This window comes from Streptomyces sp. NPDC107528 (assembly GCF_055639295.1).
This window is the reverse complement of record NZ_JBVKAV010000003.1, coordinates 81058-106715: the sequence shown is the minus strand read 5'-3', so window position 1 is coordinate 106715 and position 25658 is coordinate 81058. Positions and strand designations below refer to the sequence as shown.

The following is a 25658-nucleotide window of genomic DNA, read 5'->3' as shown; positions in this document are numbered from 1 at the left end:
GCTGACATGGCGCCAGCTGATATTGCCCCGGCTGACAGGGACCGGCTGACAGGGACCGGCTGAAGGGCCTGTGGCCCCGAAGGCCGTACGAGCCAACGACGCTACTGCGCGGGGCCGTTGGCCCGCCCTGTCGCACACCGGGCGGGCCAACGGCCCCTGTCGCACTGCTCCTTTCGGACTGCGTCTCGACGTCAGTCGCAGCGGCCCGCCGGCCGAGCGCGGGTCACGGCATCGGTGGTGCCGGTCGTCGAGTCCAGCCACACCACCTGGCTGCCGCCGACCGCGGCCGCGGACGACTGCTCGCCGCGGTTGCAGGAGACCCGGCCCTTGAGGGTGGCCGGATCATCGGGCGCGCCGGCCGCGGCGAACTGGTAGAGCTTGGGCGCCGATTCGTTGCTGAGCGGGGCGCCGGGCAGGTAGCTGCCGACCGTCACGCTGTCCTCCGAGACCGTCAGGTCGTAGGCGTTGAGGGCGTTCTGCCCGGTCTCCGGGCTCAGGTCCACCACGCCGGAACCGTCGAGTGCGGCGCGGCGCAGGGCCCTCGTTCCGTCGGTGGCGTCATCGTCGAGGAGCCAGAAAACGTGGGTGCCGTTGATGGCCGTCGGGCCGAGACTGATGCCGTCCGTGGCCGATTGGACCGCGGTGTTCTCGCCGGTGGCGACGTCGATGACCCGTGTGCTCACCGCGTACTCGGCGCGCACCCGTCGCCGCTCCTGGTAGGCGACCTTGCCGTGGCCCACCGACGGCGCCCACGCCCGGTAGTAGGTGCCACCGCCGATCGTCTCCACGTTCGCCGGGTCCTTGATGCTCAGATGGGCGACGGCCCGGCGCCCGCCGTAGGTGACGAAGTCGAAGGCCACGAGGTCACCGTCGACGTCCACCGAGCTGCCGGGGGTCCGGCCGTGCCAGAGCTTCTTCACGGGGCCGCCCGCGAGCGGCCTGGCCAGGACGTCGACGCCGTCCGGGCCGTACGCCTGCCACACCACGGTCTTGCCGTCGGTGGCCGGATTGACGTGGTAGCGGCCGTCGTTGGGGCTCATCAGCTTGGGCGTGCCCTGGCCGTCGGCGCGCCCGGCCCACACCGAGTACGGCTCCGTGCCGTCCTCGTCGGACTTGGACGCCGCCCACCAGCCGCCGCCCCCGCCCAGGTTCGTGTTGCTGGTGTTGATCCGGTCGAGGAGGACGTCGGCGTCCATGCCGAGGGCCGACTCCCAGCCCGGCGCTATGCCGTGGGCGGTGAAGGCGCGCTGCAGCGTCTTCCGGCCCGCCGCCGGGATCGCGAGGTCCTGGGCGGCGGCGAGCATGGCGGCCCGTGCCTCGGTGAAGCCGTCGAGCGGCGTGAGGTACTCGGTCAGCGCTCTGTAGACGATCTTGTCCATCGTCTCGGCGCCCAGGTCCTCACGGGCGTCCCACAGCGCGCCGCCGATGATGGTCGAGTTGAGGTGGACGCCGCCGCTGTCGGTGGCGAAGCCGACGCCGAGGAACGACTTGGCCGTGGTGCGTCCGTCGCCCAGGTCGCGCAGCGCGCATTCCCGCGGGGACTTGGTCCGGCAGAGCCGCTCGCCCAGGAGGCCCGAGTCGGGGTCCGTCGCAGGGATGCCGTACACGTCAGCCTCGATGGCGTTGCCGAAGTAGTCGGCGATGGCCTCGTTCAGGGCGCCGGACTGACCGGCGTAGACGAGGTTCGCGGAATGCTCGATCACGCCGTGCGTCATCTCGTGTCCGACGACGTCCATGGCCGCGGAGAGCGGGCGGTACTCGGCGTCGCCGTTGCCGTACACCATCTTCTGGCCGTCCCAGAAGGCGTTGACGTACGGCTGCCCGTAATTGGTCACGCCCACCAGGGAGTTGACGGTCATGCCGCGGCCGTCGAGGCTGTCGCGGCCGTGCTTGCCCTTGAAGTAGTCGTAGACCTGCCCGGCTGCCCAGTGTGCGTCCACGGCCCCCGATTCGGTGGCCTCGGGGCCGAACGCAGGGGTCGGCGAGCCGAACTCCTGGATGCCCTCGGGCCACACTCCGCCGACGTCGGTGTACCACTTGCCGCGCGCGTCCCACGTCGACAGGACGTTGTCGGAGTCGCCGGCGGGTATTCGGGAGCGGTCGCGCAGGACGTACAGACCACGGTTGTCGTCGCGGTCGATGTCGAGGCCGACGGTGGTGCCGTCGAGCCTGACGCCGGTGCCCTCCTCGGCGGCGAGCGCCTGCCGCGAGCGCCTGCCGGCGGCCGACTGCCCGGCTGTCGTGCGAGGCGTGCCGAACGTCTTGATACCGCTGTACTGAAGGACCGGATATCCGGCGCGGGCGTCCACGTAGACCTCGCGGCGCACGGGCTCACCGGTCGCCGGGTCGGTGCCGTGCACCGTGACGTGCCGGGTGAGGACGCCCGCCCCGGCGGGCAGTACGACGAGGCCGCGCGCGGTGCCTTCGAGCGGGGACTCCTCCTCGGCCCCCTCGCGCGGTGGCGCGGCGGCGAAATTCCTGTCGCCGAGTTCGGTGAGGACGGCGTGTACCGCACGCTCGACGGCGAGCGCCTCGCCGACCTCGGGCGTCGTGCCGGTGCTCAGCTCGGTGAAGTACTTGCCCGAGGTCCCGGTGACGACCCGCTCGCCGTCCTGCCGCTGCATACGGACGACGTACTGGCCGCCCAGGACGGGCACCCCCCGGTGCCGCTGCTGGAGCCGGACGGTCTCGCGGCCGTCGGCGGCGGTGGTCCCGGCGGGCACCAGATCGCGGTTCGCGTCGGGGATCCGGTACCGGCCCTGCCTGCCGTCCAGATGGGCGCGGGCCGCGGCTGCGGCACTGCCGGTGGCGGAGGCCTGCTCCAGGATGCCCCGTACCAGCGCCGGGGTCTGCGTCTCCTGCCCCGGGATCACTTCCGCCGGGTTCGGCGGCGGTGCCGTCGCCTCCGTCACGGCGTCGGCAGGCGCCGCCGAGACGACGAGTGCGACGACGCTCAACAGCGCCGCCGCACCCGGTAATCCGATCGGTTGTGCCCGGTGACCGCCTCGGCGGCCGCCGACTCTGCCGGTGGTTCTCCTGGTGGCTCTTCTGGGGTGACGCACGGTCTCCCGACCCCCCTCGCTCGCGGGTGCCGGCGGCACAGTGCCGCCCGGCCAGGGGTCATCGAAGCGGCGATGTTCCGTTCGATCAACGGGGCGGGTGTGCCCACAGGTGACTTCCGGCCGTAGTCGGGCAGGCGGCGGCTGCCGGTCAGCGTCCAGACTCGGGCGCAGGGCCGCTGCTGCGGCGGACCACCAGGTCGACCGGGACGAGCGACTCGACCGGTGCGGCTCGGCTGGGGCGGTGGACAAGCCGATCGATTTAGACTGTCAGTACAGAGCCTGGACGTGTAGTCTAGAAGACGCTCGGGGATCAGACTGCCGAGCCCTTGCGGCAGAGGAGTGTGCGATGGCGGCCGAGCGGGTCCTCGAAGCGGAGCGGGACGCGATCGTGGCCGCGCTGAGGCCGGTCGTCGACGGGCTCGTGGCGACGTTCGGGCCGATGTGCGAAGTGGTCCTGCACGACTATCGGCGGCCGGAGAAGTCCGTGGTCGCCGTGGCCGGTTCGGTGACCGGGCGGGCCGTGGGCGGGGCCATGAGCGAGATCGGCATGCGGGTCGTCGCGCGCGGCGACGGTGCGGGCGACGAGCTGAACTACGTCACCCGCACGCGGAGCGGCAAGCTGGTCAAGGCGTCCACCATGGTGCTGCGGGACTCGACGGGCACGGTGTTCGGCGCCCTCTGCGTCAACCTCGACGTGACCGCCCTCAACGACGCCCACGCCCTGCTCGGAGCCCTCGCCGGCGTCGGCACCACCTCAGCCGACGTACCCGTCACCACCTTCGGCAACGACATCGACTCCGTCGTCGACGCCATCCTCGACGCCCACCAGCTCCGGCAGAACGGCAGCTGGGCCGGTCTCGCACGCGCCGAGCGCCTGGAACTGTTCCGTGGCCTGGACGAGCGGGGCGTCTTCGCAGTGCGGCGCGCGATCGAACAGGTTGCGGCACGACTCGGCATCTCCCGAGCGTCCGCCTACAGCTATCTGTCGCAGGCGCGCACCGAGGCCGGGACGTCGGCCGACGAGGCCGCCACCGACACGACACCCTCTGGAGGACACGCGTGACGACCACCACCCCACCGGTCACCCTCGACGACGTCCGCGACGCCGCCGCCCGGCTCAAGGGCGTCGCGCACCGCACCCCGGTGCTGCGCTCGCGCACGCTCGACGAACTCGTCGGCGCGGAGATCTTCCTCAAGTGCGAGAACTTCCAGCGGGTCGGCGCCTTCAAGTTCCGCGGCGCCTACAACGCGGCCTCCCGTCTGACGCCGGAGCAGCTGGAGCGTGGCATCGCCGCGTACTCCTCCGGGAACCACGCGCAGGCCGTCGCCCTCGCCGCCCGGGAACTCGGCACCACCGCGGTGATCGTCATGCCCGAGGACGCCCCGCCGTCGAAGCGGGCCGCCACCGTCGGTTACGGCGCCGAGATCGTCACCTACGACCGCTACACCGGCGACCGGGTCGCGATCGCCGAGACACTGGCCGCTGAGCGCGGACTCACCGTCATCCCGCCGTACGAGCATCCGCACATCATGGCCGGGCAGGGCACCGCTGCGCTCGAACTCCTCGAAGAGGTAGGGGAGTTGGGTGCGCTGCTGACGCCGGTCGGCGGCGGCGGGCTCATCGCCGGCAGCTCCACGGCGGCCAAGGGCCTGTATCCGGACATCCGGATGATCGGCGTCGAGCCGGAGGCCGGGGACGACACCAAGCGATCCCTGGAGGCGGGGCGGCGCATCAGCATCCCGGTACCGCACACCATCGCCGACGGCCAGGCCCTGCACACCCCCGGCGAACTCACCTTCTCCGTCAACCGACGGCTCGTCGACGCGATCGCGCTGGTCAGCGACGACGAGATCCGGGACGCGATGCGGCTCGCCTTCGAACGCCTGAAGATCGTCGTCGAACCGAGTGGCGCCACCCCGCTGGCCGCCCTGCTCACCGGCCGGGCGGGCACGCTGCCCAGCCGGGTCGGCGTGATCATCTCCGGGGGCAATGTCGACGCCGAGCGCTTTGCCGAGCTCTGTGGGACGCGGCCCTGAGCGGGAGTTCCCCGAATGGCGGCCCCGGATGGCCGGGCGGACGATGGAGTGGTAAGGGGCCGGCCGTCGACGGCGGTGCGCAGGGTTCGCCGGGGAGGTCGGCCGCGGTCGCGGTGAGACGCGGCCGGAAGGGAGCCCACCATGTTGGAAGTGAAGCCCATCGACAAGCCTGATGAGCGGCGCGATTTCCCCCGCGGTCACCTCGAAGCCGTCCACATGACGGATCTCGACTTCGCCGTGGCGACCTTCGAGCCCGGATGGCGCTGGACGGAGTCCCTAGCCTCCATCGCGGGCACCGACACCTGCCAGATGCACCACAACTGCTACATGGCCCAGGGCCGCATGCACATCCGCATGGATGACGGCGGCGAGAGCGAGGTCGGTCCTGGTGACGTCTTCGTCTGCTCGCCCGGACACGACGCCTGGGTCGTGGGTGACGAGCAGGTCGTGGTCTACGACTTCCAGGGACAGACGGCGAGGGAGTACGCGAAGCAGAAGTAGCGCGCGGCCGCCGACTCGGTGCCCGGTACGTCAGACGGTGACGACTATCTTCGCGCGCGCGTGCTTCACCTCCACGTACCGGAGCGCCTCGGCAGCCTCGCTCAGCGGATAGGTCCGCTCGACGACCGGGGCGATCCTGCCGGACTCGGCGAGTTCGCGCAGCGCCGCCAGGTTGGCCCTGCTCTGCCGGGCCGAGATCTCGAGCAGCTGCTGCGGGCGCGCGAAGGGGGCCACCAGCCGCCGCTTGAGGAAGAGCCCCATGGGGCCGACGACGCTGCCGCCCTCGTACACCCCGCCGCCGGACAGGATGAGCGTCCCGGTGGGCGTCAGGACCCGCCGGAACTCTCCGAGTGAGCGATTGCCGACGAGGTCCAGGACCACGTCGTACGTCTTCTCGCCCCGGGTGAAGTCGTCCTGCGTGTAGTCGACGACGCGGTCGGCGCCGAGTGAGCGGACCAGGTCCACGTTCCTCGTGCTGCACACGGCCGTCACCTCCGCGCCGTACGCCTTGCCGAGTTGCACGGCGAACGTGCCCACCCCGCCCGACGCCCCGTTCACCAGGACCGTCTGGCCCGGTTGCAGCCGGGCGACGTCGCGCAGGCCGATCAGGGCGGTGTTCCCCGCCAGCGGTATCGCCGCCGCCTGCTCGAAGGTGAGGTTGGCCGGCTTCGGGCCGACCTCGCTGTCCCGCGCGCACACGTACTCCGCGAACGCGCCGTCGGCCTCGCCGTACACCTCGTCTCCGGGCTCGATTCCCGTGACCCCGGCGCCCACCGCCTCCACCGTGCCCGCGAAGTCCCGGCCCCGCACGCGCGCCCTGGGCCGCCGCAGCCCCATCATGCCGCGGCCGATCAAGGGGTCCCCGCGCATGAAGTGCCAGTCGTAGGCGTTCACCGAGGCCGCATGCACCCGCACCAGCACCTCGTCGGTGGCCGGCACGGGCCGGTCGATGTCCCTGAACTCCAGCACGTCCGCCGAGCCGTACCGGTCCTGCAGCACTGCCTTCATGGGATCCCCCTCCATCTCCGGCGAGCCTACGGAAAGCCGGCGGAGGCGGATATCGGGGATGAACCCTGATTTTCTCAGGGGCGCCCCTGGCCTTGCCCGGATGAAACCGATCGGTTTACGCTGGGACCCACAGTCGGAAACCGATCGGTTTCCATGTCTTGAGACAGCCTGGAGATCCCATGACCGCCATCGAAGGTTCCGTCGCCCTGGTCACCGGCGGCAGCCGCGGCATCGGCCGTGCCCTGGTCGCCGCCCTGTACGAGCGGGGCGCGAAGAAGGTGTACGCCACCGCCCGCGACCCGCGCACCGTCACCCACCCCGATGCGGTGCCGCTCGCCCTGGAGGTGACCGACCCCGCGTCCGTCGCGGCGGCTGCCGAGCAGGCGCAGGACGTCACCCTGCTGATCAACAACGCGGGCGCGTCGGTCAACGCGAACTTCCTCGACTCTCCCGTCGAGGACGTCCGCCGTGAGTTCGAGACCAACTTCTACGGACCGCTCCTGGTCACACGGGCCTTCGTGCCCGTCCTCGAACGCAACGGCGGCGGGCACATCCTGAACGTCCACTCCGTGCTGTCGTGGATTGGTCTCGCCGGTTCCTACAGCGCATCCAAGGCCGCCTTCTGGTCGCAGACCAACTCACTGCGCCTGGACCTGAAGCCGCGCGGCATCGAGGTCACGGGCCTGCACGTCGGATACGTCGACACCGACCTGACCGTCGGCATCGACGCGCCCAAGTCCACGGCCGAGAGTGTCGCCGCCCAGGCCCTCGACGGGATCGCGTCGGGCGCCTTCGAGGTCCTGGCCGACGACGTCTCGCGGCAGGTCAAGGCGGGCCTGGCGGCCGACCCGGCCACTCTGTACCCGCAGCTCGCCGCCTGACCTGCGCCCTGATCACACCGGCAGCAGGCGCGCCACCAGCGCGCTGAGCTGCCGGGCGGTGCGGCACTCGTGCATCTCGACCAGCTCGGCGTAGGCGGGTGCGGCGGAGTCGCCCGTGCCCCAGCGGGAGCGCTGCTCCGGGTTCAGCCAGTAGACCCGACGGGCCCGTTCGGAGATCTGCCGTACGGCGGGCAGGTTCGGGTCGCTCCGGTTGGTGCGGGCGTCGCCGAGGACGAACACGGTCGTGCGATGGCCGACCGTGTCGCCGTACCGCTCCGCGAACTCGCCCAGCGCCATGCCGTAGTCGCTGCTGCCGTGATAGCCCGTCAGCGTGGCCTCCGCCTCGATGCGGGCGCTGAGCCCCTCCGGGTCGGCGGTCCCGCGCTGGAGCAGCCCGGTCACCTCGTCGATCCGGTTGACGAAGGCGAACACACGCACCTTGCTGAACTGGTCGTGCAGCGCCTGCACCAGCAGCATCGTGAAGTCCGAGAAGCCGGACACCGACCCCGACACATCGCACAGCAGCACCAGTTCGGGGCGGACGGGCCGGCGTCGGCGCAGTACCGGCTTCATCGGCACGCCGCCCGTCGACAGGGAACCGCGCAGGGTTCGCCGTAGATCGATACTGCCCCGCGAAGCGCGACGGCGACGCGCCGCGAGCCGGGTCGCGAGTTTGCGGGCGAGTGGCTGCACGGCCCTGCGCAGCTCGGCCAGTTGAGCCTTGCCGGCGAAGAGGAAGTCGACCCGGTCGGCGGTCGGAGCCACCGCCCGCCGGGCGATCTCGTCCCGCCCGCGCCGCTCGGCGACCCGGCGTCGCGCCTCCGCGGCCACCAGTGCCCGGAACGCCTCGATGCGCTGCCGGATCTCGTCCTCCAGCAGCCGGTCCGTGAACCCCGGACTCCCGCCCTGCCCACGGATGGTGTCGCGGACACGGGCCAGCAGGGTCTGTGGCCGCAGCCGTTCCAGCGTCTGGTACGACGACCAGCCGTCCGACTCCGGCGAGGAGCCGTAACCACCGAAACCGTCGACCGCCTCGGCCGCCAGGCGGCCCATCTGGGCCTGGTCGTTGGCAGCCAGGGCCGCCGCCAGACGGTTGCGCAGGTCGTCCCGTCCCGCGGCTTTCTGCTCCGGTGCGCCGACCCCGCGCGGAAAGTAGAGGTCGAAGACCGGGTCGAACACCGGTCGTTGGCCGTTTCCGTGCAACAGCGTCGCCGCCAGCCCCTCGCGCAGCAGCTCCCGGTCGGCGAGACCGAGGGCCTCCATCGCGCGCCCCGCGTCGACCGTCTCGCCGGTGCCGATGCGGACACCGTGCGCACGCAGCGCCGAGACGAGGGACGTCAGCCGCTCCGCGACGCCCGCGGGCGTGGTCACAGGGCGTCCAGGTCGAGCTTGGCGGTCGCCTTGAGGACGTCGTCCTGGTGTTTGAGGAGCACGCCGAGGCTGGCCTGCACGACCGTCTCGTCCAGCGTGCCGGCGCCCAGCGCCAGCAGGGTGCGCGCCCAGTCGATGGTCTCGGCGACCGACGGCACCTTGCGCAGGTCCATCGCCCGCAGCGCGCCCACGACCCGGACGACTGAGCGGACCAGCGCCTCGTCGAGTCCCGGCACCTTCAGCCGTACGATCCGGCGCTCCAGCTCCTCGTCCGGGAAGCCGATGTGGAGGAACAGGCAGCGGCGGCGCAGCGCCTCGGACAGCTCTCGGCTGGCGTTGGACGTGAGGACGACGAAGGGGCGGCGTGTCGCGGTGATCGTGCCGAGTTCGGGGACGGTCACCTGGAAGTCGCTGAGTACCTCCAGCAACAGGCCCTCCACCTCGACGTCCGCCTTGTCGGTCTCGTCGATCAGCAGGACCTTCGCCTCGTCCCCCCGGATGGCCGTCAGCAGTGGCCGCGTGAGCAGGAACTCCTCGCTGAAGATGTCCGTGCGCGCCTCGTCCCACGTCTCGTCGCGGCCCGCGCTGATGCGCAGCAGCTGCTTGGCGTGGTTCCACTCGTACAGTGCCCGGGACTCGTCGACGCCCTCATAGCACTGCAGGCGCACGAGCCGCGCCCCGGTGATCTCGGCCACGGCCTTGGCCAGCTCCGTCTTGCCGACCCCGGCCGGGCCCTCCACCAGGAGCGGCTTGCCGAGGCGGTCGGCGAGGAAGACGGTCGTGGCGACCGCGGGCGAGGCGAGATAGCCGGTCTCGGCCAGACGTGCGGAGACGTCGTCGACGGAAGTGAACAACGGGGCCTCCGGCTGGGGTGAGAGATGTCTGTTCCGGTCACCTATCTGGTCCAGTCACCTATCTAAGCGCTTGTTCACCTCCGCTGTCACCCGTGATCCGAGGGCTTTTGCGAGGGCTTCCTCACTGGAGACCGATCGGTTTCCTTCTGGGTCGGGCGCGCGGTAGCCTCGCCGTATGGCCATGACAGACAAGGCGTCCACCAAGGACCGGCTCCTCGACGCGGCGGCCGAGCTCTTCTACCGCGACGGCGTCTCCATCGGCGTCGAGGCGCTGTGCCGGACCGCCGGGGTCTCGAAGCGGTCCATGTACCAGCTCTTCGCGAGCAAGGACGAGGTCCTCGCGGCGAGCCTGGCCCGACAGCTTCCGGCGTACGAGGCCCAGCTGGCGCCCGGCGACCAGGACGCCGGTACGCCCCGGCAGCGGATCCTGCATGTCTTCGAGCGGCTGGAGAAGGCGTCCACCGAGCCCGCCTACCACGGCTGTCCCTATCTCGCGGTCCTGGTCGAGCTGAAGGATCCCGAGCATCCGGCGAGTGCGGTCGCGCGCGGGGCGAAGGAGTGGATGCGGGACTTTTTCCGTGCGCGTGCACAGGAGGGCGGGGCGCGGGATCCCGAGCTGCTTGCCCGCCAGCTGATGCTGGTCTTCGACGGGGCCAGCGCCCGGGCGGGCGCGCAGGTCGAGACGCTGGACGGGCTGGCCACCGCGACCGTGACCGCGCTGCTGGACGCGGCCGGCGTGGAGTGACACAGGAAGGGGCGGCCACCGTGGTGACCACCCCTCGACCCGCCTGTCGTGCTCGTGCCTGTCGTCCCCGTCCTGCCTGTCGTCCTCGTCGTGCCCGGCGTCACGGCGCCACCGCGACCGCCCTCACCGCCGGAGTGCGCAGCATCCGCCGGGCCGTGGCGAGGCTGGTGCCCAGGGTCACCGTCGCCGCGATCGCGACCACGGCGACCGCCGTGCCGTAGGCCTGCCCCGGCAGCACCCCGTCGGTGCGGACCATCGTGAACGGGACGATCCCGGCCAGCGCGGCCACCATGCCGAGGAGGACTCCGGATACGGTCAGGATCAGCGTCTCGGTGCCGACCGTCCCGAGCACCTGCCCGGGGGTCGCCCCGGCGAGTCGCTGCTGCCCGAACTCCCGGCTGCGGTAACTCGTCGCGGCGTACAGCGAGTTGACCAGCATCACGCAGACGAAGACCACGATGATGCCGACGACCGTGAAGTTGAGCGTCTCCAGGTTCTTGGCGTCGATCGACTTCGTCAGACCCGAGGCCTCGACGGAGTCGCTCTCCACCGCCTGCATGGTGAGCGTGGCCGTGGCCACCGCCGTGAACAGGATCAGCGACATCAGGATCCCGGCCAGCTGACCGGCCCGCTCCCGCAGATTCCGCACGGCCAGCCAACCGCTCGCCCCGCTCAGCGGCAGCCGGTCCAGCACGCCCTTCAGGAGTCGCGGCGCCATCAGGGCGAAGCCGACCGACAGCAGGATCGCCCCGTAGGCCGGCGCTGCCATCAGCGCCGCGTCCGTCGCCGAGAACGCGAAGGTGGAGGAGGCCGCGGCGGCCCCGGCGAGCATCGCGCCGTACGCGAGGAACTTTCGTGCCCCGCCCCGCCGTTGGGGTCCGCGCGTCGCTCGCCGTACGGCGAGGAAGGCGGCGCCCGCGGACGCGAGCAGCGTGATGTCGATGCCCGACAGGAGCGCGATCGGGCCGAAGGAGTGGTCGACGGACTCGGCAACCTGGCCGCTGTTCTGGAAGATCTCCAGCAGTGCCCGGCCGCCCAGCATCGCCGGGCCGATCGCCAGCGCCGCGCCCACCAGCGCCACGACCACCGCCTCACCGACGACCATCCGCTTGAGCTGCGCCGGAGTCGCCCCCGAGCAGCGCAGCAGCTCCAACTCGCCCGTGCGCTGACGGACGTTGACCGTCAGGGCGGAGGCGACGGCGAAGAAGACCAGCAGGGTGCCGTAGCCGCCGACGACGCCCGCCGCGGTGGACAGTGTCTCCGCGCTGGTCGAGTCGACGCCGTCCTGCGCGGCCGTGTCGTGCATCGAGTTGAACGTCATGATGATCGCCGCGCCGAGAAACGCGGACAGCAGCGTGGCGAGGAACCGCCCGGGGCGGTGCCCTGTCGACCGTATGGCCAGCATGAACATCGCTCATACCCCCGTCGTCACGTTGTCGCCCAGGTGCGCCAGGCGCTCTGCCACCACATCCGCCGTCGGGGCGTCCAGCCTGCCCGCCAGTCGTCCGTCCGCCAGGAACAGCACCGAGTCCGCATAGGAGGCGGCGACCGGGTCATGGGTCACCATCACCACCGTCCGGCCGTGCACCCGCACCGTCTCCTGGAGCAGCCGCAGCACATCGCGGGCGCTGCGCGTGTCCAGGGCGCCCGTCGGCTCGTCCGCGAAGATCACCCGCGGCTCGGACACCAGGGCGCGGGCGATGGCGACTCGCTGGCGCTGACCGCCGGACAGCTGGTCCGGGCGGTGCCCCAGCCGGTCGCCGAGACCGACGGACGTCAGCACCTCCTTGGCCCGCCTCCGGTCGACGCGCTGCCCGGCGAGCTTGAGCGGCAGCACCGTGTTCTGGGCGACGGTCAGTGTGTCGAGCAGGTTGTACTGCTGGAACACGAACCCGATCCGGCCACGCCGGAACTTCGTCAACTCGGCCTCGCCGCCCCCGGACAGCTCGGTGCCGTCCACGCACACGATGCCGCTGTCGGGCCGGTCGAGACCGGCCGCGCAGTGCAGCAGCGTGGTCTTGCCGGAGCCGGACGGCCCCATCACCGCGGTGAAAGTGCCCCGTCCCAGTCCCAGCGTGACCCCGTCCAGCGCGGTCACCGCGCTGTCCTGCGCACCGTAGGTCTTGGTGACCTTGACCAGCCGGAGTGCCTCGGCGGCGGGTCCCTTGTCCTGCGTACGTCGCGAGCTTGCCCGAAACATCGTCATCACTCTCCGTCCGGCACTCCCTGTGCCCTGCCGACGAAGCTACGGAGCCGACGAGTCGACCACATTGGGCGCAGAACCCGTATTGCCGGGTGTACTTGGCGACACCCCCTGACGGGGCAGAGCCTCGGACCGCACGGAACCGGCCAATTGAACGGTTTCAATTCCATCTTCGCCGCACCCTTCGTCGACTGAGTGCTTCTGTTGGAATCTGCACAGAATTCATGCTGCTCGCACCATGGACTCACGTCACTTCTGCCACTAGCTTCAACCGTCGTTCGACCTGAATCGTTCCAACTTCGATGAGCCGAAGGGACTACGGCATGAACGACGGAGTCGACAGCACGAAGGGCAGAGGGGTCCGCCGCAGGACCGTGCTCACCACCGCACTCGGCGCAGCACCGGTGGTTCTGGCGGGCGGGATCGCCGCAGGCGGCCCCGCATCGGCCGCACCCACCTCGCAGCGCACGGCCGTCGAGGGCCTGACGGTCGAGCACAGAACGAACCCCCTCGGCGTGGACGCCGCCCACCCGCGGTTCGGCTGGCGCATGGCGTCCTCGACGCGCGGCCGCCGCCAGTCCGCGTACCGGATCCTCGTCGCGACCGCACCCGACCGTCTGACCCCCTCCCGGGCGGACGTCTGGAACGGCGGCCGGGTCGCCTCACGGGAATCGATCGCCGTGCGCTACGAGGGCCCCGCCCTGCGCGCCTCCACCCGCTACCACTGGACGGTGACGGCCTGGGACGAGACCGGCCGCGCCGTCCCCGCCGCCCCCACCGCCCACTTCGAGACCGGCCTGCTCGGCACCGACGGCATCGCCGGCTGGGACGGCGCCCGTTGGATCACCATGGCCGGCAAGCAACCCAACACACCCGGCGCCCCACTGCTCCGCCACCAGGCAGAGCTGACGGGACGTCAAGTAAGGGACGCCCGGCTCTACATCTCCGCCCTCGGCGTCTATGAGGCCCACATCAACGGGCACCGCGTCGCTGTACCGCAGGGCGACACAACCACCCATGAGCTGCTGACGCCGGGCTGGACCAACTACGACAGCACCGTCAACTACTTCACCTACGACGTCACGGACCTGGTCGCGGGGGAGCGCCACGGCGGGCGGCAGCGGAACGCGGGGCACGTCACTCTCGCCGCCGTACTCGGCAACGGCTGGTACAACAGCCGTGTCTCCGAGAACAGCACCTACTACTCCGCCGACGGCAACCGCCTGGCCCTCAAGGCCAAGCTCCTGATCCGGTACGCCGACGGCTCCGAGCAGACGGTGGTCACCGCACCCGGCGACGACTGGAAGGCCACCGACACCGGCCCCTACCGCGCCGACGACATCTACGACGGCCAGACCTACGACGCCCGCAAGGAACTGGCGGGCTGGACGGCCGGCGACTTCGACGCCTCCGCCTGGGCCGGCGTGACCGAGCACGACTTCACCACCAGGTTCCCCGACGTCAGGCTGGTCGCCCACCCGGGCGAGAGCGCCCGCCTGATGTCCCGGTGGGACCGCGAGCCGCAGTCCGTCACCGTCTACACCGGCGTGACCGGACAGGACGGCAGCCCGGGCGGCAAGGGCCGCATCGTCGTCGACCCGGCCCGCACGGTCACCGACCCGGACGCCGCAGCCGGGGCGGCCGTGACCCTGCACCCCGGCGACACGGCCGTCATCGACCTGGGCCAGAACCTGGTCGGTGTACCCCGCTACACCCTGCGCGGCCCCGCAGGCACCCAAGTCGCCTTCAAACCCGGCGAGATGCTCAACGACGACAGCGAGGGCGCCGACGGCCCCGTCGGCTCGGTCTACCGCGCCAACCTCCGCTCCGCCAAGGCCACCAGCACGTACATCCTCAAGGGCGACCCCGACGGCGAGTCCCACGAGGACTCGCTGACCTTCTACGGCTTCCGCTACGTCTCCGTCACCGCGACCGACACCGTCACCCTCACCCGCTTCACCGGCCGGGTCGCGACCTCCGCCCTCCGCGACATCGGCATGATCACGACCGACGACACCGACGTCAACCAGCTGATCAGCAACGTGCGTTGGGGACAGCGCGGCAACTACCTCTGGGTGCCCACCGACTGCCCGCAACGCGACGAACGCCTCGGCTGGACGGGTGACACCCAGCTCTTCTGCAACACCGGGCTCTACAACGCCGACGCGGTCAACTTCCTCAGCCACTTCGAGGACAACCTCATCGACTCGCAGCGCACCTACGGCCTGGACGGCGCCCAGTTCACGGCGGTCGCGCCCGGCAACCGCTACAACGCGGCCGCTCCCGCCAGCGGTTGGGCGGACTGCGGGGTGGTCGTGCCGTGGACGGTGTGGCAGATGACCGGCGACCCCACGATCGTCGACCGCAGCTGGGCGGCGATGACGAAGTACGTCGACTGGATCCGCGGGCGCACCGGCGACGCGTACGCCGGGCAGGGCGCCATCTTCGGCGACTGGCTCGCCTTCCAGGACACCAGCACCCAGCTGATCAGCGACGTCTACTTCGGCTACAGCGTGCGCCTCATGGCGGACATGGCCCGCGGCACCGGCCGCACCACCGAGGCACGCGCCTACGACGACCTCTTCGCCCGCATCAAGCGCGCGTTCACCACCAAGTACCTGGCCACCGACGCGACGACGGGCCGGGTGACCGTACGGTCGAGTCTCGGAGACGCGCCTCCCACGGGCGGCCGGACCGAGGACGACACCCAGACCGCCCTGCTGTGGGTCCTCAAACTCGGCTTCTACGACACCGAGGCCCAGCGCCGCCAACTGGTCACGCTGCTCGCCGAGAACATCGGCAACGACGAGGCCTACAAGGAGTCCCACCCCGACAGCACCCGCGTGAAGTACACCGAGAACACCCTGTCCGTCGGCTTCCTCGGCGTGAACGTCCTCGCCCCCGTGCTCACCGACGAGGGCCGCGTCGACCTCGCGTACCGGCTGCTGCACCAGGACGCCATGCCGTCCTGGCTGTACTCGGTGCGCAACGGCGCCACCACCATCTGGGAGCGCTGGAACTCGTACTCCAAGGAGGACGGCTTCGGCCCGGTCGACATGAACTCGTTCAACCACTACTCCTACGGCGCGATCATGGAGTGGATGTACGAGAGCATGGCGGGCATCGCGAAGGACCCGGCCCACCCGGGTTTCCGTCACTTCTTCCTGCGCCCGCACCTCGACCCGGCCGGGCGGGTCACGCAGGTCGCCGGGTCGCACCACTCTCCGTACGGGGAGATCGTCAGCGAGTGGCGGGCGGAGGCCCGGAGGCTGACGTACCGGGCGGTGGTCCCCGCGAACAGTACGGCGACCCTGCACATCCCCACGTCCGACCCGGTCTCGGTGCGCGAGGGCAGGACCCCCCTGGCCCGGGTGACGGGTGTCGAGTACGCGGGCTTCGAGGACGGGACAGCGAGCTACCGGCTGCCCTCCGGCCACTACCGGGTGACAGCCGCCCTCGGCTGACCTGCGGCCCCTCGTGTGGTGATGCCGGTCGGGGGAACTCGGCCGGCATGGATGAGCCGAGCCGCACCCGCACGTCGTACTGGATCGAGACGGCACCGCCCGGCGATCTCGCGCCCCCGCCGGACGGTGACCTCACGGTCGACGTCGCCGTCGTGGGCGCGGGGATCGCCGGGATCGCCACGGCCTGGGAGCTGGCCCGGCGGGGTCACGGCGTCGCCCTGCTGGAGGCGGACCGGATCGCCGCCGGCGTCACCGGGCACACCACCGCCAAGCTGACCGCCCAGCACACCCTGATCTACGACCGGCTCCGCCGCACCCGCGGCAAGGACGGCGCCCGCCTGTACGCGACCTCGCAGACGGACGCGATCCGGCACGTCGCCGACGTCGTCGACGAGCTCGGCATCGACTGCGACTGGGAGGACACGGCGGCCTACACCTACGCCGAGGACGGGGACCGTAGCGACGACCTGCGCGCCGAGGCCGATGCCGCCCGGGAGGCCGGCCTGCGCGCGGAGTACGTGACCGGGACGGAGCTGCCGTTTCCGGTGGCGGGGGCGGTGCGCGTCGAGGGACAGGCGCAGTTCCATCCCCGCAAGTACCTGCTGGCGCTGGCCGCCGACCTCAAACGCCTCGGCGGGCAGGTGTACGAGCACACACGCGTGGTGGGTCTGTCCGAGGGCGAGCCCTGCGTGCTGACGACCGAGGACGGCGTGAAGGTGAGGGCCGGCAAGGTCGTGGTCGCCACCCACTACCCGATCTTCGACCGGGCGCTGCTGTTCACCCGCCTCTCGCCCCGGCGGGAACTGGTCGTCACCGCCCCCATCGACGCGGCCAAGGCGCCCACCGGCATGTACATCACCCCCGAGCAGAACACCCGTTCGATCCGCACGGCCCCTTACGGGGACGGAAAACGCCTTCTCATCGTGACCGGCGAGCACTTCACGCCGGGCGCGGGCGGCGATGTCGAGGCGCGCTTCGACGCGCTGACCCGCTGGGCGGTGGAGCGCTTCGGTGACCTCACCTTCACCCACCGCTGGGCCACGCAGGACAACGACTCCACCGACTCCGTCCCGCTCGTCGGCCCCCTGCACCCCGCCAGTCGGCATGTCCACGTGGCCACCGGCTTCGGCGGCTGGGGGCTCAGTGGCGGCATCATGGCGGGCCGCCTGCTCTGCGACCTGATCACCGGTCGGGAGAACCTGTGGAGTGACCTTTACGACCCACGCCGTCTGAAGTCCGTCGTCCGCGAGGGCAAGGACTTCGTCAAGCACCAGTCCGACGTCGCCCGCCACTTCGTCGGCGACCGGCTGCACCACCTCCCCGGCCCGTCGACCACATCGGTGGACGACATCGCCCCCGGCGAAGGCGCCATCGTCCACGTGTCCGGCAAGCGCTGCGCAGTCCACCGCGACGACGACGGGAACGTGCACGCCGTCTCCGCCAAGTGCACCCACCTCGGCTGCCTGGTCGCGTTCAACCGCGCGGAACGAACCTGGGAGTGCCCCTGCCACGGCTCCCGCTTCGATCCGGACGGCCGTGTCGTCCAGGGGCCCGCCGTACGGCCGTTGGAGCGGCGCGACCTCTGAGGCGGTGCCCTCAGCTGCCGTCGGGGCCGACCAGGACGACCTCCAGCGTGCGCGGGCCGTGCACCCCCTCCACCCGGTCCAGCTCGATGTCGCTGGTGGCCGAGGGGCCGGAGATCCACGTCAACGGGCGGGTGGGATCGAGGCGTTCCAGCGCCTGAGGGACCGACGACACGACCTGCTCGGGGACCCGTACGACACAGATGTGGTGGTCGGGCACGAGCGTGATGCGGCGACGGCCCTGGTCGGGGGAGCCGTCGAGGACCAGGGTGCCGGTCTCGGCGATGGCGAGTGCGCACGCCGTGACCACGCTGTCGACCCGGTCCAGTTCGTGCGGGGTGCTCTCCTTCCGGTCCGGGATCCGCTCGGCGTCGGACGCCGCCGGCCACCCGGGCTCCAACCCCGGCGGCACGAGCACCGTGCGCGCACCCCGCGCGGCGAGCATCCCGGCGATCGTCGCCGCGAGATCTGCGGCCGTGCAGCGGTGCACGATCGCCCGGTAGTCCGCCAGGTTCTCGGCCAGCAGATCGACCGTCTCCGCGACACTGCGCTGCCCGTGCTCCCGCAGATAGTCCCGCGGAACCGCCTCCTCGTACGGCGGCTCGTCCCGGGGCGTGTCCGGTACGTCCGCCAGCGCGCGTCGCACCCGGCCCAGGATCCGTTCCCTGCTGCTCACTTGGCCCCGCCCTTTCCGCCCTGCGTCCGCTGCCACCAGTCCCGGAACGGCTCCGCAGGCACCGCCGGCAGATCCCTCGTCCCGCTCCACGCCTTGCCGGGCCCGGGCAGCGAGCGTGGATGCATGCGGCGGGTGCGTGACGCGAAACGCTGGCCGGTGCGCAGTGCGCCCGGGTGGCTGAACGCCCAGCGTGCCGCCCGCATCGCGGCCCGCTCGGCGGCATGCCCCTTCGCGGGCTTCAGGACCACCTTGTTGCCGTTCGAGGTCACCTGGCCGCCCTCGACGACGCGCTCCCGCAGATGCACCAGCACCTCGGGGATGTCGATGGCGACCGGGCAGACCTCGTAGCAGGCGCCGCACAGCGATGACGCATACGGCAGTGAGGCGTCGATCTCGCTTGTCACGCCCCGGAGTTGGGGGCTGAGGATGGCACCGATCGGGCCCGGATAGACCGAGCCGTAGGCGTGACCGCCGGCCCGCTCGTAGACGGGGCAGACGTTGAGGCACGCCGAGCAGCGGATGCAGCGCAGGGCCTGGCGGCCGACCTCGTCGGAGAGCGTGTCGGTCCGCCCGTTGTCGAGGAGGACCAGATGGAAGGTCTTCGGCCCGTCTGCCGTCTCGGAGTCCGTCGTGCCGGTCCACATGGACGTGTACGGGTTCATGCGCTCGGCGGTGGAGGAGCGGGGGAGGGTCTGCAGGAACACCTCCAGGTCCCGCCAGCTGGGCACGATCTTCTCGATGCCGACGACCGAGATCAGCGTCTCGGGCAGGGTCAGACACATCCGTCCGTTGCCCTCGGACTCCACGACGACCAGCGTGCCGGTCTCGGCGACCATGAAGTTGGCGCCGGAAATACCGACTTTGGCGCGCAGGAACTTCTCGCGCAGGTGCAGCCGGGCCGCCTCGGCGAGTTCGGCGGGGGTGTCCGTCAGGCCTTCCGGAGCCGGGCGGCCCCACTGGCCCATCTCACGCCGGAAGATGTCCCGGATCTCGCCCCGGTTGCGATGGATGGCCGGGACGAGGATGTGCGAGGGCCGGTCCTTGCCCAACTGCACGATCAGCTCCGCGAGATCGGTCTCGTACGCGCGAATGCCCTCCGCCTCCAGGGCCTCGTTCAGTCCGATCTCCTGCGTGGCCATCGACTTGACCTTGACGACCTCCGACTCACCGGTCGCCTTCACAAGATCGGCCACGATCCGGTTGGCCTCGTCGGCGTCGGCGGCCCAGTGGACCGTGCCGCCCGCCGCCGTGACCGACTCCTCCAACTGCACGAGATACCGGTCGAGATGACGCAGCGTATGGTCCTTGATCCGTTTCCCGGCCTCCCGCAGGGCCGTCCAGTCGGACACCTCCGCGACGGCCTTGGCCCGCTTGGCGCGGATCGTGTGCGTGGCGTGACGCAGGTTGCCGCGCAGGGTCGTGTCGTGCACGGCCTCGTGCGCGGCTTCCGGAAACGCCGGCATTCCCACGAACGTTCCACTCATGCCGCCGGGTCCTCCTCCGTGCTCGCCAGGATCTCCGCGATGTGCACCGGCCGCATTCCCGTCCGCAGCCGGGTCATGGTCCCGCCGATGTGCATCAGACAGGAGTTGTCGGCCGCGCACAGCACCTCGGCGCCCGTCGACTCGGCGTTGCGCACCTTGTCCGTGCCCATCGCCGCCGAGACGTCGACGTTCTTCAGCGCGAAGGTCCCGCCGAACCCGCAGCACTCGTCCGCGCCCGGCAACTCCGCCAACTCCAGCCCCTTGACGGCCTGGAGCAGCCGCCGGGGCCGGTCGGCCAGCCCCAGCCCGCGCAGCCCGTGACAGGTCGGGTGGTACGTCACCCTGTGTGGGTAGTAGGCGCCCACGTCCGTCACCCCCAGCACGTCCACCAGGAACTCCGTCAGCTCGTACGTCTTCGGCACGACCGGCGCCAGGGTCACCGCGAGCGTGTCCCCGCGCCCCTCGGCCCGGGCCCGCTCACCCATCCGCGGATACAGCTCGCGCACCATCGCCCCGCACGATCCGGACGGGGTGACGATCGCCTCGTACTCCCCGAAGACATCGGAGAAATGCCGGGCGAGCGGCTCGGCCTCGTGCCGGTATCCGGTGTTGTAGTGCGCCTGTCCGCAGCAGGTCTGGGCCATCGGGAAGTCGACCTCGACGCCCAGCCTGGTCAGCAGTTTCACCACAGCGCGCCCGGTGTCCGGATAGAGCGTGTCGTTGACACAGGTCAGGAACAGGGCGACACGCATCGCGGCTCCTTGCGATCGATCATCGGATGAGTGCAGGGTAGTGCGGCAGCGCGGCGTAGGGGAGACCCCGCTCGCCCCGGGTGAGCCGGTCACCCTCGGACGGGCCGGTCACGTCCGGAGGAGCCGCGCCTCCGCCTCGTTCCAGCGCGCCGCGTCCCCCCGCGGCTCGTACCGGGTCAGCGGCTGCGTACGGGTGAGCAGGCGCCGCCCGTCGGCGAGGTCGCCGACCAGCCCGTGGGACCGCGCCTGGACCAGGACGTTCCCGAGGGCGGCCGCCTCGCCAGGGCCGGCCACCACCGGCAGCCCGCAGGCGTCGGCGGTCAGCCGGCACAGCAGGGCGTTGCGGGCGCCGCCCCCGACGACATGCACGACGTCGACGGGATGGTCGGCCAGCCGCTCGGCGTCCCGGATCGCGCGCCGGTGGGCCAGGGCGAGCGAGTCGAGGATGCAACGCGTGATCTCGGCGGGCGAGACGGGCACCGGCTGCCCCGAAGCGCGGCACGCCTCGGCGATCCGCTCCGGCATCCGCCCCGGCGCCAGGAACGCCGCGTCTCCCGCGTCCACGACCGACCGCAGCGCCGGCACCTCGGACGCGTCGAGCAGCAGCCCGCCCAGGTCGGGGTCCCCCCAGGCCCGTACGCACTCCTGGAGCAACCACAGCCCCATGATGTTCCGCAGATACCGGACCGTGCCGTCCAGCCCCAGCTCATTGGTGAAGTTGGCGGCCCGGCTCTCCTCGGTCAGCACGGGGGCGTCCAGCTCCAGCCCCGCCAGCGACCAGGTGCCGGTGCAGATATAGGCGAACCGCTCGCCGCCGTCGGCCGGAACGGCGGCCACGGCGGACGCGGTGTCGTGCGACCCCACCGCCGTCACCGGCACCGGGCCGCTCAGCCCGGTCTCCTGAAGCACCTCGTCGCGCAGCACCCCCGCGGGCTCGCCGGGTTGCCGCAGCGGCGCGAACAGGCCCAGGTCGATGCCCAGCCGGGAGGCGATGTCGTAGGCCCAGTCGCGTGTCCGGGCATCGATCAGCTGGGTGGTGGAGGCGTTCGTGAGCTCGGTGCCCTGCTCGCCGGTGAGCCAGTACGTCAGCAAGTCCGGAACGAGCAACAGCCGCTCGGCGTAGTGCAGTTGAGCCGAGGCCCGGGCGGCCGTCAGCTGATACAGGGTGTTGAAGGGCGCGTACTGCAACCCGGTGGCCGCGTACAGCTCCTCCGCCGGGACGGTCGCCCACACCTTCTCCGCGACGCCCTCCGTCCGGGAGTCCCGGTAGTGCACGGGGTTGCCGAGCAGGGCCCCGTCCGCGTCCAGCAGGCCGTAGTCGACCGCCCAGCTGTCGATGCCGACCGAGTCGACCTGACCGGCCGACCGCAGTCCCGCGAGCACGCCCGCGTACAGGGCGAGAACATCCCAGCACAGCCCCTCGGGCACCCGCACGGGCCGGTTGGGGAAGCGGTGCGCCTCGGTCAGCTCCAGCCGGTCGGGGCCGACGCGGCCGACCATGACACGCCCGCTGGACGCGCCGAGGTCGACCGCGGCGTACGACTTCACGGGCGCACTCACCGCAGGAAGGCGGCCGCGACGCCGGCGTCGACCGGGATGTGCAGTCCCGTGGTGTGGGTCAGGTCCCCGCCGGTGAGCGCGAATACGGCGTTCGCGACATGCTCGGGAAGCACCTCCCGCTTCAGGATGGTCCGCTGGGCGTAGAACTCACCCAGCTTGTCCTCCTCGACCCCGTACACGGCGGCCCGCTGAGCACCCCAACCCCCGGCGAAGATCCCGGACCCGCGGACCACGCCGTCCGGGTTGACGCCGTTGACGCGGATGCCGTGCTCGCCCAACTCGGCAGCCAGCAGCCGCACTTGGTGAGCCTGGTCGGCCTTGGTGGCCGAGTAGGCGATGTTGTTGGGCCCGGCGAAGACCGCGTTCTTGGAGGCGATGTAGACGACATCCCCGCCCAGCCGCTGGGCGGTCATCACGCGCGCCGCCTCCCTCGACACGAGGAAGGAGCCACGCGCCATGATGTCGTGCTGCAGGTCCCAGTCCTTGGCCGAGGTCTCGAGGAGGGGCTTGGAGATGGAGATACCGGCGTTGTTGACGACGAGATCGACTCCGCCGAAAGCCAGCACGGCCGCCTTGAACGCGTCGGCGATCTGCTCCTCGGACGTGACGTCCACCGCCACCGCCACGGCCTTGTCGGGCCCGCCCAGCTCCTCGGCGACGGCCTGGGCGTTGTCGGCGTCGAGGTCGGCGACCACCACACACGCGCCCTCGGCGACGAGCCGGTGCGCGATGGCCTTCCCGATCCCACTTCCGGCGCCGGTCACGAACGCGACCCGCGTCGCGAGCGCCTTGGGCCTCGGCATCCGCTGAAGCTTGGCCTCCTCCAGCGCCCAGTACTCGATACGGAACTTCTCGGACTCCTCGATGGGCGCGTACGTCGAGACCGCCTCGGCCCCGCGCATCACATTGACGGCGTTGACGTAGAACTCGCCGGCGACCCGGGCGGTCTGCTTGTCCTTGCCGAAGCTGAACATGCCGACGCCCGGGACCAGCACGATCGCCGGGTCGGCGCCGCGCATGGCGGGGGAGTCGGGCAGGGCGTGCCGCCGGTAGTAGGCGGCGTACTCCTCGCGGTACGCGGTGTGCAGCTCCCCCAGCCGGGCGATCGCCTCGTCGAGGGGAGCGGTCGGCGGCAGGTCGAGGACGAGCGGCCGCACCTTGGTGCGCAGGAAGTGATCGGGGCAGGACGTACCGAGCGCGGCGAGTCGCGGGTGCTCGGCGCTCGCGAGGAAGTCGAGGACGACCTCGGAGTCGGTGAAGTGACCGACCTGCGGGCGGTCCTGCGAGGCGATGCCGCGGATGACCGGCGCCAGGGCCGCGGCCCGCTCCCGCCGCTCGCCGGCGCCGAGCGCCGCGTACCCCTCGATCAGCGGCCCGAACGGCTCCGGCTTCCCGCGCTCGGCGAGAAACGTCTCGGCGGTCCGGATGATGTGCAGCGAATTGCGCTCGCACTCCTCGGAGGTGTCACCCCAGGCGGTGATGCCATGCCCACCGAGCACGCACCCGATGGCCTGCGGATTGGCCTCCTTGACCGCGGCGATGTCCAGCCCCAGCTGAAACCCGGGCCGCCGCCACGGCACCCACAGCACGCTGTCCCCGAAGCACTCGGCGGTCAGCTTCTCCCCGTCGGCGGCACAGGCGAGAGCGATGCCGGAGTCGGGGTGCAGATGATCGACATGCGCGGCCGCCACGAGCCCGTGCATGGCGGTGTCGATCGACGGAGCCGCCCCGCCCTTGCCGTGCAGGCAGTAGTCGAACGCGGCGACCATCTCGTCCTCACGCTCGACGCCCGGGTAGACGTCGACGAGGGCCCGCATTCGGTCCAGCCGCAACACCGCCAGCCCGGCCTCGGTGAGCGTGCCGAGGTCACCACCCGACCCCTTGACCCACATCAACTCGGCATCACGGCCGGTGACGGGGTCGACGCCGGTGCCCTTGGCGGACGCGTTTCCGCCGGCATAGTTCGTGTTGCGGGGATCGGAGCCGAGACGGTGGGACCGGGCGAGGAGGGCGGCGGCTTCGGGATGAGTTGCCATGAACTTCAGTCCTTTTGGAGGGAGGGGAGTGCACGTACCTAGGGGCGCGGGGCGTGTTGGATGTGCGGCTACCGCCGCGTGTGCGCGACCAGCCACAACGGCTCGCAGCCCGCGACGAATGAGAACCCGGCAGACGCTTACGCCCCCCAACCGGCCTGCTGCCCACCAACCCGCTCAGCCACGACCTTCTCGGCCCACCCGGAACGGCGATACGCACCCATGGGATCCGCATCGATCCCCATCTCTCCCCGAACCTCGGCCAGCAACGGCCGCACATCCGTGTTGTATGCATCCATGAGCACCGCATTCGCGCCCAGCACGTCACCGGAAGCCTGGGCCGCAGCCAACGCCTCCGGGTCGACCAGCAGCGCCTTCGCCGTGGCTTCCTGCACGTTCATCACCGACCGGATGATCGCCGGGATCTTCGCCTCGATGTTGTGGCACTGGTCGAGCATGAAGGCCACGTCGGTCGTGAACCCGCCCCCACGCACCACCTCGTACATGATCCGGAACAACTGGAACGGATCCGCGGCCCCCACCATCAGGTCGTCGTCGGCGTAGAAGCGCGAGTTGAAGTCGAATCCGCCGAGCTTCCCCTCCCGCAGCAGCGTCGCGACGATGAACTCGATGTTGGTGCCCGGCGCGTGATGCCCGGTGTCGACGACGACCTGCGCCTTCGGCCCGAGCTTCAGGCAGTGCGCATACGCCGTGCCCCAGTCCGGCACGTCCGTCGTGTAGAAGGCCGGCTCGAAGAACTTGTACTCCAGCAGCATCCGCTGCCCGTCCCCGAGCCGCTCGTACACCTTCGCCAGAGCCTCGGCCAGGCGGTCCTGCCGCGAGCGGATGTCGTCCTGCCCGGGATAGTTCGTGCCGTCCGCGAACCACAGCTTCAGATCGGCGGAGCCCGTCGCGTCCATGATGTCGACGCACTCCAGCAGATGATCGACGGCCTTGCGTCGCACCGCCGCGTCCGGATGACAGACGCTGCCCAGCTTGTAGTCGTCGTCCTGGAAAGTGTTGGAGTTGATCGCGCCCAGCTTCACGCCGCGCTCCTCGGCGTGCTTGGCCAGTGCCGCATAGTCGTCGACCTTGTCCCACGGGATGTGCAGGGCGACGGTCGGCGCGACACCGGTGAACGCGTGCACCTGAGCGGCGTCGTCCAGCTTCTCCTGCGGTGTCCGGGGAACGCCCTGCTGGGCGAACACCTTGAACCGCGTCCCCGAGTTCCCGTACGCCCACGACGGCGTTTCGACTGCCTGGGTCTTGAGTGCGGCCTTCACCGCGGCGAGCTCGGTCACTGAGGGCTCCTGTGACGTCGGGACGGAAGTCGGACGGTGGACATCTGAAAAGCTTGGTCGTGAAACGATTCAAGACGGGAACGTATGAGGCCCCCGAAGGGGTGTCAAGCCCCGCGGCCACGGCTTCTTGTTGTGACTCGGCC

The 25658-nt window shown here is 71.0% G+C and carries 19 protein-coding genes; 7 read left to right on the top strand and 12 right to left on the bottom strand.

All coding sequences use genetic code 11. The annotated features are described in order from the left end of the window. Positions 1 to 191: 191 nt before the first annotated feature. A complete protein-coding gene (locus tag ACZ7L5_RS10390; RefSeq protein ID WP_471516051.1) occupies positions 192 to 2957 on the bottom strand; it encodes a M4 family metallopeptidase in 2766 nt (921 codons plus the stop codon). Between the two features lie 451 nt (positions 2958 to 3408). Between ACZ7L5_RS10390 and ACZ7L5_RS10385 the strand changes: the two genes are divergently transcribed. From ACZ7L5_RS10385 to ACZ7L5_RS10375, 3 genes are all read left to right on the top strand, one after another. After that, a complete protein-coding gene (locus tag ACZ7L5_RS10385) occupies positions 3409 to 4125 on the top strand; it encodes a helix-turn-helix transcriptional regulator (protein ID WP_471516049.1) in 717 nt (238 codons plus the stop codon). Further along, positions 4122 to 5099 carry a pyridoxal-phosphate dependent enzyme gene (locus ACZ7L5_RS10380; RefSeq protein ID WP_471516047.1) on the top strand — a complete coding sequence of 326 codons (978 nt, stop codon included), beginning with the start codon at positions 4122 to 4124 and terminating at the stop codon, positions 5097 to 5099. The genes ACZ7L5_RS10385 and ACZ7L5_RS10380 overlap by 4 nt, the downstream gene beginning before the upstream one ends. A gap of 141 nt (positions 5100 to 5240) precedes the next feature. Next, positions 5241 to 5600, top strand: coding sequence for a cupin domain-containing protein (locus ACZ7L5_RS10375; protein ID WP_471516045.1), 360 nt, complete (start codon positions 5241 to 5243; stop codon positions 5598 to 5600). A 30-nt stretch (positions 5601 to 5630) separates the two neighbouring features. Here the strand turns inward: ACZ7L5_RS10375 and ACZ7L5_RS10370 are convergent, their stop codons facing one another. Then, entirely contained in the window at positions 5631 to 6608 is a 978-nt protein-coding gene (locus ACZ7L5_RS10370) for an NAD(P)-dependent alcohol dehydrogenase (RefSeq protein ID WP_471516043.1), read from the bottom strand. 179 nt (positions 6609 to 6787) lie between these two features. On the opposite strand from ACZ7L5_RS10370, the gene ACZ7L5_RS10365 reads away from it, so the two are divergent. Beyond that, positions 6788 to 7489: an SDR family oxidoreductase gene (locus ACZ7L5_RS10365; RefSeq protein WP_471516041.1), complete on the top strand. Its 702-nt coding sequence runs from the start codon at positions 6788 to 6790 to the stop codon at positions 7487 to 7489. 12 nt (positions 7490 to 7501) lie between these two features. Here the strand turns inward: ACZ7L5_RS10365 and ACZ7L5_RS10360 are convergent, their stop codons facing one another. Continuing rightward, on the bottom strand, positions 7502 to 8860 hold the full coding sequence (locus tag ACZ7L5_RS10360) for a vWA domain-containing protein (RefSeq protein WP_471516039.1): 1359 nt from the start codon (positions 8858 to 8860) through the stop codon (positions 7502 to 7504). Beyond that, positions 8857 to 9714, bottom strand: a complete 858-nt coding sequence (locus tag ACZ7L5_RS10355; RefSeq protein ID WP_471516037.1) for an AAA family ATPase — start codon at positions 9712 to 9714, stop codon at positions 8857 to 8859. Before ACZ7L5_RS10355 ends, ACZ7L5_RS10360 begins: the two co-directional genes overlap by 4 nt. A 175-nt stretch (positions 9715 to 9889) precedes the next feature. Between ACZ7L5_RS10355 and ACZ7L5_RS10350 the strand changes: the two genes are divergently transcribed. After that, positions 9890 to 10459, top strand: a complete 570-nt coding sequence (locus ACZ7L5_RS10350; RefSeq protein ID WP_471516035.1) for a TetR/AcrR family transcriptional regulator — start codon at positions 9890 to 9892, stop codon at positions 10457 to 10459. A 100-nt stretch (positions 10460 to 10559) separates the two neighbouring features. On the opposite strand, the gene ACZ7L5_RS10345 is transcribed toward ACZ7L5_RS10350, so the two are convergent. Together ACZ7L5_RS10345 and ACZ7L5_RS10340 are read right to left on the bottom strand one after the other, a co-directional pair. Then, positions 10560 to 11870 (bottom strand): FtsX-like permease family protein, encoded by a 1311-nt coding sequence (locus ACZ7L5_RS10345; protein WP_471516033.1) that lies wholly within the window; start codon positions 11868 to 11870, stop codon positions 10560 to 10562. Positions 11871 to 11873: 3 nt separating this feature from the next. Then, positions 11874 to 12665, bottom strand: coding sequence for an ABC transporter ATP-binding protein (locus ACZ7L5_RS10340; protein ID WP_471516031.1), 792 nt, complete (start codon positions 12663 to 12665; stop codon positions 11874 to 11876). A gap of 320 nt (positions 12666 to 12985) precedes the next feature. Between ACZ7L5_RS10340 and ACZ7L5_RS10335 the strand changes: the two genes are divergently transcribed. Beyond that, entirely contained in the window at positions 12986 to 16126 is a 3141-nt protein-coding gene (locus tag ACZ7L5_RS10335; protein WP_471516029.1) for a family 78 glycoside hydrolase catalytic domain, read from the top strand. A gap of 47 nt (positions 16127 to 16173) precedes the next feature. Then, entirely contained in the window at positions 16174 to 17712 is a 1539-nt protein-coding gene (locus tag ACZ7L5_RS10330; RefSeq protein ID WP_471516027.1) for an FAD-dependent oxidoreductase, read from the top strand. A gap of 10 nt (positions 17713 to 17722) precedes the next feature. Here the strand turns inward: ACZ7L5_RS10330 and ACZ7L5_RS10325 are convergent, their stop codons facing one another. The 6 genes from ACZ7L5_RS10325 to rhaI form a co-directional block, all read right to left on the bottom strand. Further along, positions 17723 to 18385: a LutC/YkgG family protein gene (locus ACZ7L5_RS10325; protein ID WP_471516025.1), complete on the bottom strand. Its 663-nt coding sequence runs from the start codon at positions 18383 to 18385 to the stop codon at positions 17723 to 17725. Continuing rightward, on the bottom strand, positions 18382 to 19869 hold the full coding sequence (locus tag ACZ7L5_RS10320) for a LutB/LldF family L-lactate oxidation iron-sulfur protein (protein WP_471516023.1): 1488 nt from the start codon (positions 19867 to 19869) through the stop codon (positions 18382 to 18384). The genes ACZ7L5_RS10325 and ACZ7L5_RS10320 overlap by 4 nt, the downstream gene beginning before the upstream one ends. Beyond that, a complete protein-coding gene (locus tag ACZ7L5_RS10315; RefSeq protein WP_471516021.1) occupies positions 19866 to 20621 on the bottom strand; it encodes a (Fe-S)-binding protein in 756 nt (251 codons plus the stop codon). The genes ACZ7L5_RS10320 and ACZ7L5_RS10315 overlap by 4 nt, the downstream gene beginning before the upstream one ends. A gap of 108 nt (positions 20622 to 20729) precedes the next feature. Further along, entirely contained in the window at positions 20730 to 22169 is a 1440-nt protein-coding gene (locus ACZ7L5_RS10310; RefSeq protein ID WP_471516737.1) for a rhamnulokinase, read from the bottom strand. 8 nt (positions 22170 to 22177) lie between these two features. Next, the gene (locus ACZ7L5_RS10305) at positions 22178 to 24217 is read right to left on the bottom strand and encodes a bifunctional aldolase/short-chain dehydrogenase (protein ID WP_471516019.1); all 2040 of its coding nucleotides are present in this window, start codon (positions 24215 to 24217) and stop codon (positions 22178 to 22180) included. A gap of 137 nt (positions 24218 to 24354) precedes the next feature. Continuing rightward, positions 24355 to 25515, bottom strand: a complete 1161-nt coding sequence (rhaI, locus tag ACZ7L5_RS10300) for an L-rhamnose isomerase (protein ID WP_471516017.1) — start codon at positions 25513 to 25515, stop codon at positions 24355 to 24357. Positions 25516 to 25658: the final 143 nt, after the last annotated feature.